Origin of the sequence: Klebsiella sp. K47 (assembly GCF_051858335.1) — a bacterium.
Classification (GTDB): Bacteria; Pseudomonadota; Gammaproteobacteria; order Enterobacterales; family Enterobacteriaceae; genus Klebsiella; species Klebsiella pneumoniae.
Genome location: NZ_JBPYUI010000011.1, coordinates 159,434 through 174,512, shown reverse-complemented (window position 1 = coordinate 174,512; position 15,079 = coordinate 159,434). Strand labels below are relative to the sequence as shown.

Genomic DNA, 15,079 nt, shown 5'->3' with positions numbered 1-15,079 from the left:
CCGATGGTAGTGTGGGGTCTCCCCATGTGAGAGTAGGGAACTGCCAGGCATCAAACAAGTGAAGAGCCCATCCTGCCGGATGGGCTTTTTGCGTTTCTGTCGTCCGGCCAGCGTGCCGGTATGCCTCCCCGGTGGCGCTGCGCTTACCGGGGCTACAAAACCGTACCCCGGACAAAGTGCGCAGCACCGCCTCCGGCGAAAATTACGCCATGTTCGCTCCATTATCTCCTTTCAACGCAAAATAAAACCCCGTCATGGCAATCCCTTCGCCATAATCCACTTTTTCCCTGCCCCTGCGCTGGCGATGATCGCGAAAACCGTGCTTGCGAAAAAAAATGTGAATCCAATCACATATAAAAATATAACAATTATATAACATTTAGTTTACTAATTAATTTGTCTGCGTGACGTGGTACGCCCGACAAGACAGATTGCAGTCTTTGCTGGAGCAATATAACAATGACAGAAAGTAGCATTACCGAACGGGGCGCGCCGGAACTGGCCGATACCCGTCGTCGTATTTGGGCAATTGTTGGCGCTTCCTCGGGGAATCTGGTTGAATGGTTTGATTTTTACGTTTACTCATTCTGCTCGCTCTATTTCGCGCACATCTTCTTTCCATCCGGAAATACCACCACCCAACTGCTGCAAACGGCAGGCGTATTTGCCGCCGGATTTCTGATGCGTCCTATCGGTGGATGGCTGTTTGGTCGGATCGCTGACCGCCGGGGACGTAAAACGTCCATGCTTATCTCGGTCTGCATGATGTGCTTTGGCTCACTGGTGATTGCCTGTCTGCCGGGTTATGCGGTGATCGGCACCTGGGCCCCGGCGCTGCTGCTGCTGGCGCGTCTGTTCCAGGGGCTGTCTGTTGGCGGAGAATACGGCACCAGTGCGACCTATATGAGTGAAGTCGCGGTGGAGGGAAAGAAAGGCTTCTATGCCTCCTTCCAGTACGTTACGCTGATTGGTGGTCAACTGCTGGCTGTATTAGTGGTTGTGGCGCTCCAGCAGGTGCTTAGCGATGAAGATCTCCATGCCTGGGGATGGCGTATTCCTTTTGCCCTCGGGGCGGTACTGGCTATCGTCGCGCTGTGGCTGCGTCGCCAGCTGGACGAAACCTCGAAGCAGGAGACCCGGGCGCTGAAAGAGGCTGGCTCATTTAAAGGGTTGTGGCGCAATCGCCGGGCCTTTGCGATGGTGTTAGGCTTTACCGCCGCCGGATCGCTGACCTTCTACACCTTCACCACCTATATGCAAAAGTATCTGGTCAACACGGCGGGCATGACGGCCAGCACCGCCAGCGTGATCATGACCGCGGCGCTGTTCGTTTATATGCTGGTTCAGCCGCTATTCGGCGCCTTCTCGGATAAAGTTGGCCGCCGGACCTCCATGCTGTGTTTTGGCGTGCTGGCGACGTTATTTACCGTGCCTATTCTCAGCGCCTTGCAAAAAGTGAGCTCACCCTATGCCGCCTTCGGCCTGGTGATCTGCGCCTTACTGATTGTCAGTTTCTATACCTCGATCAGCGGCATCCTGAAAGCAGAGATGTTCCCGGCTCAGGTTCGCGCGCTTGGGGTCGGGTTGTCCTATGCCGTCGCGAACGCATTGTTCGGCGGCTCTGCGGAGTACGTCGCGCTGTCGCTTAAGTCGGCAGGGATAGAGCACGCGTTCTACTGGTATGTGACGGTGATGGCCGCCATTGCCTTCCTTGTCTCCCTGATGTTGCATCGCAAAGGGAAGGGGTTGCGTCTGTAACGCTTACTGATGAGCCAACTGCCATACAGCGTAGCCGGTGGTCGCGCCGGCGACATCCCAGGCAAAATCCTTCCAGCTCCAGCCGCTCCCAGCCGGGCGGCTGTCCCAAAGCTCTTTTGAGGCGCCAAGGCTGACGGAAAACATCAGGCCGATAGCGGCGCTGCGGTCCCGGCTGTAACCCTGATGTTGCGCATATTCATTGCCAGCGGCAGAGAGCATCGCTGAGGCCAGAAAATGCTGGGCTTTGTCCTGACCGGACCATGCATCATTTGCCATGTGGCTGCAGCCGGTTAACAGCAGCGAAGCAATCACTATTATCGTACGCATAGCGCTTCCAGAAAAAAGCCCCGTCGAGGCGGGGCTGATAGTCAGAGAATACGGCTGATCAGCCGGTCAATGCGGATCCGCCGCAGGCGGCGGATCAGTTTTCGCACTTTCACCGGATAGTCGGCGATACTTTGCAGATCCCGATAATGTTTCACTACCGTGGTGTGGGTGCGGATGAGCTTCAGCTCTTTCTCCCGCATGGCCCCCAGCTGCCGCTTTGGATCGTGGATCAGAATGGCGTTTTCCAGATCGAGCCGCCAGGCGCGCGGGTTCAGGTTGTTGCCAGTGAGCAGCATCCACTCATCGTCAACCCACATGCCTTTCAGGTGGTAGCTGTTATCGTCATCCTTCCACAGGCGGACGATCAGCTGATCGGTATTGACATAATACTGCAGCCGGCTGAGGAAACGCCGCAGGTTGATCTCATACAGATAGGGAAGGGCGCCGATGATTTTAAACGGCTGATCTTCAGGAATGTAGAAATCGTTAGCCGTTTTATCGCCGACAATAATCTCCACCTGTTTTCCGTCGCGCAGCAGCTGGATGATATTTCTTACCAGTACGGCAGGGAGGTTGAAGTAGGGGGTGCAGATCGTCAGCTTGTGTTCGGCACAGGGCATCAGGTGAAAGATGGTTTTATTCAGCAGGCTCGATTTACCCAGGCCTACCAGCGGGGTGACGGAGAGTTCTTCGTCACCAGCGGTGCCGACAAAATGGTAGCTGCGGTCGCGGAGCTCCTGACGGTACTGGCGAATGTCGTTTTTGATTTCCGGGCTTTTTGGCCGATCCGGTCTGTCGAGACGGTTAACGCCGCGCCCCTGAACCAGATTGTTGTCGACCCAGTCGAACATGATGTCCGCCATTTTGCCGTTACGGATGCACTGATAGCGATCATAGCGATACTTATCATGCTGATGCAGATAAACATCATTCAGGCTGGCGCCGCTGTAGAGGACGCAGTCATCAATAATAAAGCCTTTGAAATGGAGAACGCCGAGCGCCTCCCGAGTGTTAATCGGCACGCCGTAAACGGGGATATCTACCCCTGGATTTTCATTGGCCATCCGACAATACCAGTCGGCATTGGTATTAGAGGCGGCGGCGCCGATCCGGCCACGCTGAGCGCGGTGCCAGTCCACCAGAACGCGGACATCCAGTTCCGGACGCTGGCGTTTGGCGTCATAAAGGGCCTGCAAAATTCCTTTTCCGCCATCATCTTGCTCCAGATAGAGCGCAATAATGCATATACGCTGAGTGGCGTGGGCAATCCGGGTCAGTAACGCTTCCCTGAATTCCGCAGGGGCGTAAAAGAACTCTACATCATCAACTGACTGAGAAAGCTTAGGGAGTTGGGCAAGGTGTTGTTGATGTTTATTACGCTTAAATTTTGACAACATCACAGTGCGTTTCTTCTCTGTTTATTGAAGGGTCTTCTGTACCATGCAGACGACGTAAGCGGGCAATAATACCATTACTACCCGCTAATGTGGTCAACAATTGCGGTCAGCGTCGCGCGATTATCCCTGATTCAGGGGCAGCGACAGGCTGACAATCCCATCTTCCAGCTGAATATCGACGGTGAATCCCAGCTTTCTGGCGAGGCCTATCATGCCTCGGTTATTTGGCATCGTAATACCATTAAGGCGCTGCAGGCCATGGCTTTGCGTATAGGCGATCAGCTTTTCCAGCAACCTTCGCCCCAGGCCTAACCCTTTTAAATCTGAACGGACCAGAACGGCAAACTCGGCGTCAATATTATCGGGATCGGAGATCGCCCGCGTCACGCCGAGGATCTCGCTCTTCTCTGCGCTGGTCCTGACGGCAACGAACGCCATTTCTCGATCGTAGTCGATCTGGGTCATATTGGCTAAGTCGTCATGGGTAAATTCGTTGATCTCACTAAAATAGCGATAATAGAGATCTTCTTTGGTGACCTGGGCGATAAATGCGAGCAACTGTGGCTCATCTTCCGGGAGGATCGGCCGGAACAGACAGCGATCGCCATTTTTCATCACCACCCACTCCTCCAGTTGGTGCGGATAGGGACGAATAGCGAGACGGCTTTCACTGTCGCCGCTGAAGGGAGCAAGCCCCAGGGTAACGTCCAGCGCCGTAAACTCGTTGCCGGAGGCGAGCAGGGGATGAATATCCAGGCGCTGGATCTCCGGGCAGTCGACGATCAGGTTCGAGACCTGAACCAGCAGCTGGCTTAAGCCAGCGATATCCAGCGGGCGCAAGGCGCTGCGGCCGCGGATCTTCTTATTTTTGATCGCCTGGATCACCAGATAACGCGCCAGGTTCATATTCAGCGGCGGCAGCGCCACGGCGGCCTGGTCCTCGGCCCGCCACTCCACGCCGCCCTCGCCCAGCATAATCAACGGGCCGAAGACGGGATCGTGCTCAACCACTACTCTTAGCTCCTGGGCGCCAGCGCGATTGGCCATGCTTTGCACCAGCAATCCATGAATGCGCGCCTGGGGCCAGGCCAGTTTGACGCGATCGATCATCGCATCTGCAGCCTGCTGCACCTCGGCGGCGGTACGCAAATAGAGCATGACCCCCTGTACTTCTGATTTGTGCGGGATATCCGGAGAACGCAGCTTCAGCGCAACCGGATAGCCTATCTGCTCAGCGATATGCACCGCTTCCGCGCTGTCAGCGGCAATCCAGGTTGGCAGCGTGTGGATGCCATAGGCCCGAAGCACCGGGCTGACCTCGTGAGTATCCAGCGTGGTGGCGCCGTCATCTATCGCTTGCTGCAGCAGAGCATGCGCCTCGCTGGTATTGGCGGTTAAGGAGTCTGGTAGCACCGGCGTCTCGCGCAGTTGTTTCTGGTTGCGACGGTATTCCACCATATGCATAAAAGCGGTGATCGTGCCCTCCGGCGTACGGTAGGTAGGGAGGCCGGCATCGCTGAATAAACGTCGCGCTTCCTGCGAGGAAAATTCGCCGCACCAGTTGGTCAGCACGGTGACATATTTACCGCGCGGGTGATGCTTCAGAGCGTCAATCAGGGCCAGGGCACTCTCGGTGCCCGGCGCGGCGGCGCTGGGAGAGTGGATCACCAGCAGCGCGTCATAATCCTGACTGTTGAGCAAAACATTCACCGCCCGCTGATAGTGTTCGCTACTGGCGTCATCGCGTAGATCCAGCGGGTTGGCGATCTCCACGCCAACCGGCAACGCCTGACGCAGGGCGTCGCGCGTCTCCTCGCTGAGAGCCGCCAGCTTACCGTTTCGCAACCAAAGCTCATCCAGCGCCAGCGCTGCCGGCGCCGCACCGTTGCTGACGATCATCAGTTTTTCACCGCGCAGCGGGCGCATGTGGCTGAGCGTTTCCACCGCAGAGAACAGCTCATGGGTATCCTGCACCCGCAGCAGACCAGCGCGCTGAATGGCCGCATCCCATGCCGGGTCCATCCCGGAATTGGCGTGCAATAGCTTCTGCGCCGCCGGACTACGGCCGCTTTTAATCACCAGGATAGGTTTGTTTCGCGAAGCGCTGCGCGCGGCGGAGACAAAGCGGCGCGCGTCGCTGAGATGCTCGAGGTACAGCAAAATGGCGCTGGTCTTGCTATCGCGGGCCAGAAAGTCCAGCAGGTCATCGACATCAATATCCAGGCTATCGCCCAGGGCGATGAAGTAGGAAAAACCCATCTCGCGCTGTTGCGCCCAGTCAAGGATAGTATTGGAGACGGCGGCCGACTGCGAGATAAAGGCCAGTTTACCGCGATGGATCGGCACCGGTGAAAAGCTGGCGTTCAGCCCTTGCCATGGGGCCAGCAGTCCGAGACTGTTGGGGCCGAGCAGACGCATCTGATAGCGCGCGGCGCATTCGAGCAGCGCCGGGTACTGTTCCGGCTGCGAAGAGAGGATGATGCAGGTCTTGCAGCCTTTTTGCCCTAAGGCTTCGAGCAATTCGAGATTACGCCTGGCGTTAGTACAGAGCACCGCCAGATCCGGGGTAAACGGCAGGCTCTCGATGGTAGGCCATGCCAGTACCCCAAGAACCGCCTTCCAGGCGGGGGTGACCGGCATCACCGGGCCATTGAAGCCGCCGGCTAACAGGTTGCGCATCATGAGATAGCCAGCGCGCTGCGGCTTCATTGATGCGCCAATAACGGCGATGGACTTTGGTCGCAGCAGCGCTTCCAGGCCTCGTTGGCTCATACCGGTCTCCTTTCATCCCAGTGACCGAATGATTTTAAACGTTTTCCACCTGGCCCGCTGTGATACTGCCCTTATGCTGGGTTTTTCCCGCCAGATAGCGGGTCCGGAAGCGGGTGAAGTGCTCGCCAAGCGCAGCGGCGGCCGGGGCATCGCCCGCCAGATCCAGCAGGGCGATGGCCACTTCCGCGGTACAATATTGTCCGTCGGCGTGCGCCTCGCGCAGATGGTAGGCAGAGATGCGCGACAGATCGACGGAGATAATCGGCAGCGCGTCGAGATAAGGACTCTTACGGAACATTTTGCGCGCTTCGGTCCAGGTGCCGTCGAGCATGATAAACAGCGGGGGTTTACCGGACGGCGGCGCGCTCAGGACCTGGCGATCCGGCCCGGCATAGGAGGCCGGAAATACGACCATGGGCTGATAATCAGGATGGGCGACCAGATCGAGCAGCGCCTGCGGCGGTTCGGTACGCGACCACTGAAACGCTTCGGTATCTGGCAGAATATCGGCGATGAGCCGGCCAGTGTTGCTGGGCTTCATCGGTTCCGTATCAAACATCACCAGGCAGAAGCGGCTGGCGGCCTGCGCTGAGGTTAACGTGGCGCACAGGCACTGCTTGAGCGGCAGCAGACAGCGCTGGCAGCGGCGGATGCGATTACCGCGCGCAAGGAAAGGGCGGGTAGCTCGCGCGAGACGTTCGGCGCGCAGGCGAAGGACAGCGTTATCAGTCATGGGAGTCGCTAGTGAAAAACGCTATTGTCGCAGAGGTGAAAACGGGGCACAAGCGGTGCCCCGGAAGGGTTATTGTTGGCCGGCTTCGTTAAGCCAGCTATCGAATGGCGCTTTTGGCACTGCGCCATTGAGCATGTCGATCACTTCGCCATTTTTGAACATCATAATGGTCGGGATGCTGCGGATACGAAACCGGGCGCTAAGCTCACGTTCCGCTTCGGTGTTGACTTTCACAAAACGCATCTTCCCGCTACGCTCTTCCGCGACGTCTTCAAAGATCGGCGCGAAGCTACGGCAGGGTCCGCACCATGGCGCCCAGAAATCGACAACGACCGGCAGATCGTCCTTCAAGAGTTTATCCAGCGTTGCCCCGGTCGCGTTGATGACGTCGCCATCAAAAAGATCGTGACCGCAGCGTCCGCACTTTGCGCCATCCGCGCTACGATCGTCCGGGAGGCGGTTCAGAGCCTGACAACTGGCACAAACGGTATTCATAACTAACCTCTGGTTATGGGTTGCAACGTGGCACGTGGCCGATATGTTTCTGTGATGTTACATATTATCGATGAAGTGTTATTTGAGGACAATGCGTTTTGTTCGATGAGTGCAATAGAGGCCGGCTTTTAAACGAAATCATGGCGAAGCGATGGCACATCGGGTAATCTGCGCGCTTCGCGCAGCGCAGGTGGAGAAAATTGATGAGCGACGAACTGAAAAATAAAAGCGGCAAGGTCAAAGTGATGTATGTCCGCAGTGATGATGATTCTGACAAACGCACCCATAACCCACGTACCGGGAAAGGGGGAGGTCGTCCAGGAAAATCTCGTGTTGACGGCCGCAGCCGCCCTGCGCGTGACGAACGAAACAGCCGCGGCGACGATCGCAAACGTGACGACCGTAAGCGTGACGATCGCAAACGCGATGATTTTCATCGCGACGATGCGTCTCCGTGGCGTACCGTTTCCCGCGCTCCTGGCGATGAGACGCCGGTAAAAGAAGATCACGGCGGGATCAGCGGGAAGAGCTTTATCGATCCGGAAGTGCTGCGTCGTCAGCGTGCGGAAGAGACCCGCGTATATGGCGAAAACGCCTGCCAGGCTCTGTTCCAGAGCCGTCCGGAAGCTATCGTTCGCGCCTGGTTTATTCAGAGCGTGACGCCGCGCTTTAAAGAGGCGCTGCGCTGGATGGCGGCCAACCGTAAGGCCTATCACGTGGTGGACGAAGCCGAGCTGGCGAAAGCCTCCGGCACCGAGCACCACGGCGGCGTCTGCTTCCTGATCAAAAAACGCCACGGCACTTCTGTTGCTCAATGGGTCGCGAAGGCCGGGGAAGAAGATTGCGTTCTGGCGCTGGAAGATGTGGGTAACCCACATAATCTCGGGGCGATCATGCGTAGCTGCGCGCACTTTGGCGTGAAGGGCGTGGTGGTTCAGGATGCTGGCGTGCTGGAGTCCGGGGCGGCGATCCGTACGGCGGAGGGCGGTGCGGAGCATGTTGAACCGATCACTGGCGACAGCTTTATCGATACCCTCGATCAGTTCCGCAAAGCGGGCTACGCGATTGTCTCAACGTCCAGCCATAATGGTACCCCGCTGTTTAAAGCCGAGCTGCCGAAGAAAATGGTGCTGGCGTTAGGCCAGGAACGTGATGGTCTGTCCGATGCGGCGATTTCCAGCGCCGATCTCAGCGTTGCCATCGACGGTACCGGTAATGTCGAAAGCCTGAACGTCTCTGTGGCGACCGGCGTCCTGCTGGCGGAATGGTGGCGTCAGAACAAGGCGTGATTCGCCTGCCTGAATGCAAAAAAGCCAGCTGATGCTGGCTTTTTTTTATGGCTGTCAATCACTCGCTTTCAGCGGGAAGGACCGGCATCCAGTCGATCGGCGTTTCGCCGCGGTCAACCAGCCACTGGTTGGTCTGTACGAAATGATTGCAGCCAAAGAAGCCGCGATGCGCAGAGAGCGGTGATGGATGCGGCGCCTTCAGCACGCAGTGGCGCTGACGATCGATAATCGCGCCTTTCTTCTGCGCATGAGAGCCCCACAGCAGAAAAACTACTCCCTCGCAATGCTCATTGATTAAAGCGATAACCTTATCGGTAAAGGTCTCCCAGCCCAGACTGGCGTGCGAGTGCGCCTGTCCGGCGCGAACGGTCAGGACCGTATTCAGCAGCAGCACGCCCTGTCGTGCCCAGCTTTCGAGATAACCGTGGGTGGGGCGGGTAAAGCCGGGGATCGTGGCCTCCAGCTCTTTATACATATTCAGCAACGAAGGCGGGATCGCGACGCCCGGACGAACTGAGAACGCCAGACCGTGGGCCTGACCCGGGCCGTGATAGGGGTCCTGGCCGAGAATGACGACTTTGACATCGCCCAGTTCAGTAAAGCGAAACGCATTGAAGACGTCTTTTTGCGGCGGATAGATGGTGATCCCCGACTGGCGCTCTTCGGCGACGGTCTTCAGAGTATTGAGAAAATAGGGTTGTTGCTTTTCATCCGCCAGCACGTCATGCCAGGTTAAAGGGGTGGTCATCTTGCTCTCCTGCAAAAGGGTCATCGCTATAGCTTAACGGCTTCTTTCTATAGAACAAAATCGGCACGGCCTGATGCCGGCTTTTATGCAAAAAAAATTGAAAATTTACAAAATTATTTATAGCTCACAATGGCGTAACTTGATGTAAAACAATAAAAACCTCCTATACCCACGTTGGGTGAGTGGTTTTTATTGATTTATATCAAGGAATGCCGAGGGGGCGGCTGATATATATACACTTATACAACAATGGTTTTACCAATTGGCCGCGAAGAGGCCAAAATCGAATAAACACTGCCTGGGAGGCATCAAATGATTACTGGTATCCAAATTACTAAAGCGGCAAACGACGACCTGCTCAACTCTTTCTGGCTGCTGGATAGCGAAAAAGGCGAAGCGCGCTGCCTGTGCGCCAAAGGTGGTTTTGCGGAAGATGATGTGGTTGCGGTAAGTAAACTGGGTGAAATCGAATACCGTGAAATCCCGGTGGACGTGAAACCGGAAGTGCGCGTCGAAGGCGGTCAGCACCTGAACGTTAACGTGCTGCGTCGCGAAACCCTGCTGGACGCGGTTGAGCATCCGGAAAAATATCCGCAGCTGACCATTCGTGTTTCCGGCTACGCGGTACGCTTCAACTCTCTGACGCCGGAACAGCAGCGCGACGTTATCGCCCGTACCTTTACCGAAAGCCTGTAAGGCTAACGCCAGATGTGAAAACGCCGGGATATCCCGGCGTTTTTTTTACTCATCGCTGGACGCTGATGGCGTCCCGGCCGCGCTTGGCTTCCGGCGCTTACCGATATTTTTCGTATCGCGGTGGCGCTTCTTCACCCGCGGTTTCTCTTTTTCATCTTTTTTCTTCTGCGCACGCTTCGCCAGCACTTTCTTCGATGGCTTACCCGTCAGCTTCTCGCTCGGCGCACGGGTCGTCGGGCGCAGTTCATCGATAACTCTGGCTTTCAACGGCTCTTCAATATAGCGACCAATCTTACCCAGCAGCAGGTGGTCATGAGCCTCGACCAGAGAAATGGCGGTCCCTTTTTTACCGGCGCGGCCGGTACGACCGATACGGTGCAGGTAGGTATCCGCGGTACGCGGCATATCGAAGTTAAAGACGTGGCTGACGTCCGGAATATCGATACCGCGGGCAGCGACGTCGGTGGCGATCAACACGTTGACGCGGCCGTCGGTCAGGCGCTTGATAGCTTCGTTTCGCTTGGCCTGCACCATCTCGCCTTCCAGCCAGCAGGTGTTAATCCCGGCCTCACGCAGCCAGTTAGCCAGCTCATGCACGCGCTCACGCTTACGCACAAACACGATAGCGCGGGTGGCTTCCGGCTGTTGCAGCAGATTCACCAGCAGTTTGGTTTTATGTTCGATATCGTCGGCACGGTAGTACCACTGATGGATTTTCTTACGCTCGCGGGTTGACGGATTGGCGGAAACTTCAACCGGCTCCTCCAGCAGACGCTCAGCAAAGTCTTTGATCGCATCGCCTTCCAGCGTCGCGGAGAACAGCATAGTCTGCTTGCGCCAGCGAGTTTCACCGGCGATGGTTTCGATATCCTGGGCAAAACCCATATCCAGCATGCGGTCGGCTTCATCGAGGATTAGGGTCTCGACGGCGCGGCAGTCGAAATTCTCTTCTTTAATATATTGCAGCAGGCGACCGGTGGTGGCGACTACGATGTCCTGGTTTTCGCTGAACACTTCCGCGTGGTTCATGTACGCCACGCCGCCGGTAATGGTAGCGATGTCCAGATGGGTATGCTTCGCCAGCTCGCGGGCGTGGTCGGCTACCTGCATCGCCAGCTCACGGGTCGGCGTCAGGATAAGAATGCGCGGCGGGCCGGATTTCTTACGCGGGAAATCGAGCAGGTGCTGCAACGCTGGCAGCAGATACGCCGCCGTTTTACCGGTGCCGGTCGGCGCTGAACCGAGAATGTCACGGCCATCGAGCGCAGGCGGAATAGCGGCGGCCTGAATGGCTGTCGGGCGAGTGAAACCTTTATCCTGGAGGGCTTCCAGCAGGTTTTCGTCGAGTTCAAGTTCGGAAAAAGTCGTTACAGTCATGTTCTACCTCTGAGTGGGCCGCCGATTATAGACGTTACTGACGTAATGTTCATCTGTTTGTAAGGCTATCTGTTCTCCGGTATTGTGCATAGCCTTAGGTTCAGGAGTTTTTGTCGGCAAGGTTATTGAGGATGTCTCAGTCGAAGTTTGCGCTGCCGCGCAATGGTTTTACCTTCAAACGGTTCTTTGTCGCTCACGATCGCTGCGCCATGAAGGTGGGTACCGACGGCATTTTGCTGGGCGCCTGGGCGCCGATTGCCGGAGTGAAGCATGTGCTGGATATTGGCGCGGGCAGCGGCTTGCTGGCGCTGATGCTCGCGCAGCGTACCGGAGATGATGTGCATGTCGAGGCGGTCGAACTGGACGAAGAGGCCGCCGCTCAGGCGCGGGAAAACGCCCTCGCGTCGCCGTGGGCTTCGCGGATTGAGGTCTGGCAGGCCGATATTCATCAGTGGCAGCCGTCGCAAACTCGACGCTATGAACTGATAATCAGTAATCCGCCCTTTTTTGCCGAAGGCGTGCCATGCGCGACCTCGCAGCGAGAGCAGGCGCGGTACACCACGACGCTCGATCACGCCTCCCTGCTGACCTGTGCCGCAGAGCATATTACCGAAGAAGGTTTTTTTTGCGTGGTGTTGCCGGTGGATATTGGTAATGCGTTCATCGAACGGGCAAGGGCGATGGGCTGGCATCTGCGACTGCGTACTGACGTGGCGGAGACCGAGCTGCGACCGCCGCATCGGGTGCTGCTGGCTTTCTCCCCGACGGCAGGGGAGTGTTTCAGCGACAGGCTGGCGATCCGCGGGCCAGAGCAGCAATATTCGGAAGGCTTTACCGCTCTGACCGAGGACTTTTATCTCTTTATGTGAGCCAGGGGCGAGAGTATCGACGGGCCGCTGTCAGGCAGCGGCTGCGGATAGTCGAGGGTATAATGCAGACCGCGGCTCTCCTTACGCAACATCGCGCAGCGTACGATAAGCTCCGCCACCTGCACCAGATTGCGCAGTTCCAGCAAATTATTCGAGACGCGGAAGCGGGCGTAATACTCATCCAGCTCCTGTTGGAGCATGGTAATGCGCCGCAGGGCGCGCTCCAGCCTGCGGGTGGTGCGCACAATCCCCACGTAATCCCACATCAGCAGGCGCAGTTCGTGCCAGTTGTGCTGGATAACCACCAGTTCATCCGGGATCTCCACCTGACTTTCATCCCAAGCTGGCAGCGTGGCGACCTTCTGGGCGAGCGGCAGGCGCCGGGTAATATCCTCCGCGGCGGACCAGCCATAGACCAGGCACTCCAGCAACGAGTTCGACGCCATACGATTCGCGCCGTGCAGCCCGGTGTAGCTGACTTCGCCGATGGCGTATAAACCATCGACGTCGGTGCGGCCATTATCATCCACCATCACGCCGCCGCAGGTGTAATGCGCGGCGGGGACGACCGGCACCGGATCTTTGGTTAAATCAATTCCCAGGCCGAGCAGCTTTTCATAAATCATCGGGAAATGCTGGCGAACAAACGCCTCGGGTTTATGGCTGATATCAAGGAACATACAGTCTACGCCCAGGCGCTTCATTTCATGGTCGATGGCGCGGGCGACGATATCGCGCGGGGCCAGCTCGCCGCGCTCGTCAAAGTCCGGCATAAAGCGGGTGCCATCCGGGCGTTTAAGGTGGGCGCCTTCGCCGCGCAGCGCTTCAGTAAGCAGGAAATTACGCGCCTGGGGGTGATATAGCGCGGTGGGGTGGAACTGGTTAAACTCCAGATTCGCCACCCGACATCCCGCCCGCCAGGCCATTGCAATCCCGTCTCCGGAAGAGACGTCGGGGTTAGTGGTATATTGATAAACCTTCGCGGCCCCGCCGGTAGCGAGTACTACGGCTTTCGCGCTGCAGGTTTCCACCCGCTCTTTATTACGATTCCAGATCCATGCCCCGACCACCCGGCGGGTGCCCGGCAGGCCAATCTTATCCGATACGATTAAATCGACGGCATTGCTGCGCTCAATGATGCGGATATTAGGATGGGCAAGCGCTTTATCGACCAGCGTCGTCTCTACCGCTTTGCCGGTGGCGTCGGCGGCGTGAAGAATGCGCCGATGGCTGTGCCCCCCTTCGCGCGTGAGATGATAGCTCTCTTCGCCATTGGCCTGGACCTGGGTGTCAAACAACACTCCCTGATCGATAAGCCACTGGACGCATGATCGGGCGTTGCTGGCGACGAAGGTGACCGCATGACGATCGCAGAGCCCCGCGCCGGCGATGAGGGTATCTTCGACATGGGATTCAATACTGTCCGTCTCATCGAAGACGGCGGCAATCCCACCCTGGGCGTAGAACGTCGAACCTTCGCTGATCGGCCCTTTACTCAGCACTGTCACCGAACTGTGCTCAGCCAGGCGCAGGGCAAGGGAAAGACCGGCAGCGCCGCTGCCGATAATCAACACATCACAAGAGAAGTCAGGAGTGGTATTCATTGTCTTTGTTTAATTTACTAAACACATTTAGCTCACAATAGCACCGGTCCGTGAGGAATCGTACAATTTTTTTGTCTGCTGTTGTGACGGCTAAACAAAAGGCGAACGGAAACGGCGTCTTGCGCGCTGAAAATGAGACGCGGGGCAGGTTGATGGCATTGGATTTTATAGTGAAATAAACGGCGTGTTACGATACCCTTCAGACGGGCCTGCGCTTTTTCTTATTGACTTACCTATCGTTTAGCAACCTGGGCATATAATGATTGATAACGATCTGCCGCCGTTGCCAGACAAAAAACAAAAAGCGTAACGGAACTTTATTGTTTTCATGCACTCCAACAGTCAGCTTGCTCATAATGCAGATTTTGGGTGGTGTTTTGAAGACGCATGGGAATTGGGTTTGGGGAGACATTACCTCGGATGAGCGAGCAGTTAACGGATCAGGTCCTTGTTGAACGGGTCCAGAAAGGAGATCAGAAAGCGTTTAATTTGCTGGTAGTGCGCTATCAGCATAAGGTCGCGAGCCTGGTTTCCCGCTATGTACCGCCGGGCGATATCGCTGACGTTGTTCAGGAATCGTTCGTTAAGGCATGGCGTGCGCTGGACTCTTTCCGGGGAGATAGCGCTTTTTACACCTGGTTATACCGTATCGCCGTCAACACGGCGAAGAATTATCTGGTTGCTCAGGGGCGCCGTCCGCCGTCCAGCGATGTTGACGCCAACGAGGCGGAAAACTTCGAAAGCGGCGGGGCGTTGAAAGAAATTTCGAACCCTGAGAACTTAATGTTGTCAGAAGAACTGAGACAAATAGTTTTTCGTACCATTGAATCGCTCCCGGAAGATTTACGCATGGCAATTACGTTACGGGAGCTGGATGGCCTGAGCTATGAAGAGATAGCCGCTATCATGGATTGTCCGGTTGGGACGGTGCGTTCGCGTATCTTCCGGGCGCGAGAAGCTATTGATAATAAAGTTCAACCGCTTATCAGGCGTTGACGATAGCGGAATACTGGA

General features: G+C 56.6%; 14 protein-coding genes. 6 read left to right on the top strand and 8 right to left on the bottom strand.

Annotated features, from left to right (window positions below):
- The first annotated feature begins 459 nt into the window (after positions 1–459).
- Positions 460–1,758 (top strand): MFS transporter, encoded by a 1,299-nt coding sequence (locus RRF55_RS13300; protein WP_004144368.1) that lies wholly within the window; start codon positions 460–462, stop codon positions 1,756–1,758.
- Between the two features lie 3 nt (positions 1,759–1,761).
- On the opposite strand, the gene RRF55_RS13295 is transcribed toward RRF55_RS13300, so the two are convergent.
- The 5 genes from RRF55_RS13295 to trxC form a co-directional block, all read right to left on the bottom strand.
- Complete coding sequence (locus RRF55_RS13295; protein WP_002914095.1) at positions 1,762–2,085, bottom strand: YfiM family lipoprotein; 324 nt, start codon at positions 2,083–2,085, stop codon at positions 1,762–1,764.
- 41 nt (positions 2,086–2,126) lie between these two features.
- Positions 2,127–3,482, bottom strand: coding sequence for a CDP-diacylglycerol--serine O-phosphatidyltransferase (pssA, locus tag RRF55_RS13290; RefSeq protein WP_004180947.1), 1,356 nt, complete (start codon positions 3,480–3,482; stop codon positions 2,127–2,129).
- A 120-nt stretch (positions 3,483–3,602) separates the two neighbouring features.
- Positions 3,603–6,254, bottom strand: coding sequence for a bifunctional acetate--CoA ligase family protein/GNAT family N-acetyltransferase (locus RRF55_RS13285; RefSeq protein ID WP_004888432.1), 2,652 nt, complete (start codon positions 6,252–6,254; stop codon positions 3,603–3,605).
- Positions 6,255–6,288: 34 nt separating this feature from the next.
- The gene (tapT, locus tag RRF55_RS13280; protein WP_002914092.1) at positions 6,289–6,987 is read right to left on the bottom strand and encodes a tRNA-uridine aminocarboxypropyltransferase; all 699 of its coding nucleotides are present in this window, start codon (positions 6,985–6,987) and stop codon (positions 6,289–6,291) included.
- Positions 6,988–7,056: 69 nt separating this feature from the next.
- Positions 7,057–7,482: a thioredoxin TrxC gene (gene trxC / locus RRF55_RS13275; protein WP_002914091.1), complete on the bottom strand. Its 426-nt coding sequence runs from the start codon at positions 7,480–7,482 to the stop codon at positions 7,057–7,059.
- 203 nt (positions 7,483–7,685) lie between these two features.
- On the opposite strand from trxC, the gene RRF55_RS13270 reads away from it, so the two are divergent.
- Positions 7,686–8,771 carry a tRNA/rRNA methyltransferase gene (locus tag RRF55_RS13270; protein ID WP_002914089.1) on the top strand — a complete coding sequence of 362 codons (1,086 nt, stop codon included), beginning with the start codon at positions 7,686–7,688 and terminating at the stop codon, positions 8,769–8,771.
- Positions 8,772–8,829: 58 nt separating this feature from the next.
- On the opposite strand, the gene ung is transcribed toward RRF55_RS13270, so the two are convergent.
- Positions 8,830–9,519 carry a uracil-DNA glycosylase gene (gene ung / locus RRF55_RS13265; RefSeq protein ID WP_002914088.1) on the bottom strand — a complete coding sequence of 230 codons (690 nt, stop codon included), beginning with the start codon at positions 9,517–9,519 and terminating at the stop codon, positions 8,830–8,832.
- A gap of 312 nt (positions 9,520–9,831) precedes the next feature.
- Between ung and grcA the strand changes: the two genes are divergently transcribed.
- Positions 9,832–10,215 (top strand): autonomous glycyl radical cofactor GrcA, encoded by a 384-nt coding sequence (grcA, locus tag RRF55_RS13260; RefSeq protein WP_002914084.1) that lies wholly within the window; start codon positions 9,832–9,834, stop codon positions 10,213–10,215.
- 45 nt (positions 10,216–10,260) lie between these two features.
- On the opposite strand, the gene srmB is transcribed toward grcA, so the two are convergent.
- Positions 10,261–11,592, bottom strand: coding sequence for an ATP-dependent RNA helicase SrmB (gene srmB / locus RRF55_RS13255; protein WP_002914082.1), 1,332 nt, complete (start codon positions 11,590–11,592; stop codon positions 10,261–10,263).
- A gap of 131 nt (positions 11,593–11,723) precedes the next feature.
- Here srmB and trmN point away from each other — a divergent pair, with 131 nt between their 5' ends.
- On the top strand, positions 11,724–12,461 hold the full coding sequence (gene trmN, locus RRF55_RS13250; RefSeq protein ID WP_002914079.1) for a tRNA(1)(Val) (adenine(37)-N(6))-methyltransferase TrmN: 738 nt from the start codon (positions 11,724–11,726) through the stop codon (positions 12,459–12,461).
- On the opposite strand, the gene nadB is transcribed toward trmN, so the two are convergent.
- Complete coding sequence (nadB, locus tag RRF55_RS13245) at positions 12,446–14,065, bottom strand: L-aspartate oxidase (protein ID WP_064153658.1); 1,620 nt, start codon at positions 14,063–14,065, stop codon at positions 12,446–12,448. The two genes, trmN and nadB, sit on opposite strands and share 16 nt — an antisense overlap.
- Before the next feature lie 328 nt (positions 14,066–14,393).
- Here nadB and rseD point away from each other — a divergent pair, with 328 nt between their 5' ends.
- Positions 14,394–14,489, top strand: coding sequence for a rpoE leader peptide RseD (gene rseD, locus RRF55_RS13240; protein ID WP_121980491.1), 96 nt, complete (start codon positions 14,394–14,396; stop codon positions 14,487–14,489).
- A complete protein-coding gene (gene rpoE / locus RRF55_RS13235; protein WP_002914074.1) occupies positions 14,486–15,061 on the top strand; it encodes an RNA polymerase sigma factor RpoE in 576 nt (191 codons plus the stop codon). Before rseD ends, rpoE begins: the two co-directional genes overlap by 4 nt.
- Positions 15,062–15,079: the final 18 nt, after the last annotated feature.

What these genes read in the sequence shown, in the direction of transcription:
- trxC (WP_002914091.1), bottom strand. Translation starts at nt 7,482, where the DNA reads ATGAATACCGTTTGTGCCAGTTGTCAGGCTCTGAACCGCCTCCCGGAC.
- rpoE (WP_002914074.1), top strand. Translation starts at nt 14,486, where the DNA reads ATGAGCGAGCAGTTAACGGATCAGGTCCTTGTTGAACGGGTCCAGAAA.
- grcA (WP_002914084.1), top strand. Translation starts at nt 9,832, where the DNA reads ATGATTACTGGTATCCAAATTACTAAAGCGGCAAACGACGACCTGCTC.
- tapT (WP_002914092.1), bottom strand. Translation starts at nt 6,987, where the DNA reads ATGACTGATAACGCTGTCCTTCGCCTGCGCGCCGAACGTCTCGCGCGA.
- nadB (WP_064153658.1), bottom strand. Translation starts at nt 14,065, where the DNA reads ATGAATACCACTCCTGACTTCTCTTGTGATGTGTTGATTATCGGCAGC.
- ung (WP_002914088.1), bottom strand. Translation starts at nt 9,519, where the DNA reads ATGACCACCCCTTTAACCTGGCATGACGTGCTGGCGGATGAAAAGCAA.
- srmB (WP_002914082.1), bottom strand. Translation starts at nt 11,592, where the DNA reads ATGACTGTAACGACTTTTTCCGAACTTGAACTCGACGAAAACCTGCTG.
- rseD (WP_121980491.1), top strand. Translation starts at nt 14,394, where the DNA reads ATGCACTCCAACAGTCAGCTTGCTCATAATGCAGATTTTGGGTGGTGT.
- trmN (WP_002914079.1), top strand. Translation starts at nt 11,724, where the DNA reads ATGTCTCAGTCGAAGTTTGCGCTGCCGCGCAATGGTTTTACCTTCAAA.
- RRF55_RS13285 (WP_004888432.1), bottom strand. Translation starts at nt 6,254, where the DNA reads ATGAGCCAACGAGGCCTGGAAGCGCTGCTGCGACCAAAGTCCATCGCC.
- pssA (WP_004180947.1), bottom strand. Translation starts at nt 3,482, where the DNA reads ATGTTGTCAAAATTTAAGCGTAATAAACATCAACAACACCTTGCCCAA.
- RRF55_RS13300 (WP_004144368.1), top strand. Translation starts at nt 460, where the DNA reads ATGACAGAAAGTAGCATTACCGAACGGGGCGCGCCGGAACTGGCCGAT.
- RRF55_RS13270 (WP_002914089.1), top strand. Translation starts at nt 7,686, where the DNA reads ATGAGCGACGAACTGAAAAATAAAAGCGGCAAGGTCAAAGTGATGTAT.
- RRF55_RS13295 (WP_002914095.1), bottom strand. Translation starts at nt 2,085, where the DNA reads ATGCGTACGATAATAGTGATTGCTTCGCTGCTGTTAACCGGCTGCAGC.